We start from the raw sequence: 1,235 nt of genomic DNA, 5'->3' as shown, positions 1-1,235 counted from the left end.
ACGGCCGTGGTGCCGGTGCAGACGGTGCGCGATGGCGTCGTCGAGATCAGCGTGATCGAAGGCAAGCTGGGCAAGGTCGATGTGCTGGTCGCCCCCGATGCGCCGATCAGCGAGGCGCGCGTGCGCGGCTTCCTGTCGGACCTGCAGCCCGGCCAGGCCGTCAATGCAAAAAGCTACGAGCGCGCGATGCTGCTGCTGTCCGACCAGCCCGGCACGCGCGTGGGCTCGGGCCTGCAGGAGGGCCTGACGCCCGGCACCAGCGACCTGACGGTGGAGGTCACGCCGGCGCGGCGCTGGGCCTTCCAGGCCGAGGCCGACAACAACGGCACGGAGGAATCGGGCCGCTACCGCGCTGGCGGCACGGTGCGCTGGCTCAGCCCCTTGGGCATCGGGGACAACCTCGATGCGCGCCTGCTGCTGTCCAACAGCAACGAGCTGCAGTTCGGCCGGCTCTCCTACGAGGCGCCGATCGGCACCAGCGGCTTGCGTGCGGGCATGGGCGTGGCGCGGGTGAACTACGAGCTCGGCGGGCAGTTCGAGCCGCTGGACGCGCACGGCGTGGCCGATGTGTACGACATCTCGCTGAACTATCCACTGATCCGCCAGCGCCAGCAGAACCTGTTCCTGCGCCTGTCGATGGACCGCAAGGACCTGACCGACGAGTACCGCGCGGTCGATGTCACCTCGCACAAGCGCGTCCAGGGCGTCGGGCTGGGCTGGACCTGGGAGCGGCGCGACGAGTTGTTCGGCGGCGGCTACACCGCCAGCTCGGGCAACTTCTACCGCGGCGACCTGACCCTGCTCGACCCGACCAGCTTCCTGAACGACAAGCTGGAGGCCGGGCACAACACCGAGGGCGACTTCACCAAGCTGACGGCGCAGATCTCGCGGCTGCAGGCGATCATCCCGCGGCATTCGTTCTACGTCTCCGTGGGCGGGCAGTGGGCCAGCAAGAACCTGGACTCCTCGGAGAAGCTGGCACTCGGCGGCGCGCGCGCGGTGCGGGCCTATCCCTCGGGCGAAGTGCTGGTCGACCAGGGCGTGATCGGCACGGTCGAATGGCGCTGGTCGTACAACGACGAGTTCACGCCCTTCCTGTTCTACGACGCGGCGCGCGGCAAGACCGTCAAGGGCCCGACCATCTTCGACGGCGCCAACTGGCACAGCCTGCGCGGCGGCGGCTTCGGCGTCACATGGTCGCGCCCCGGCAACTTCTCCATCAACGCCACCCTCGC

Annotated in this window: 1 protein-coding gene; it reads left to right on the top strand. The window is 69.3% G+C overall.

Translation table 11 applies throughout. From position 1 onward, the window contains the following. Positions 1-1,235: ShlB/FhaC/HecB family hemolysin secretion/activation protein (locus HCU76_RS36300; protein ID WP_218512057.1), on the top strand; the 1,235-nt coding region annotated here is incomplete at both ends.

Origin of the sequence: Variovorax sp. dw_308 (genome assembly GCF_019207085.1) — a bacterium.
Classification (GTDB): Bacteria; Pseudomonadota; Gammaproteobacteria; order Burkholderiales; family Burkholderiaceae_C; genus Variovorax.
Note: the sequence above shows the minus strand (reverse complement) of the source record. Positions and strands in the feature narration are given on the sequence as shown.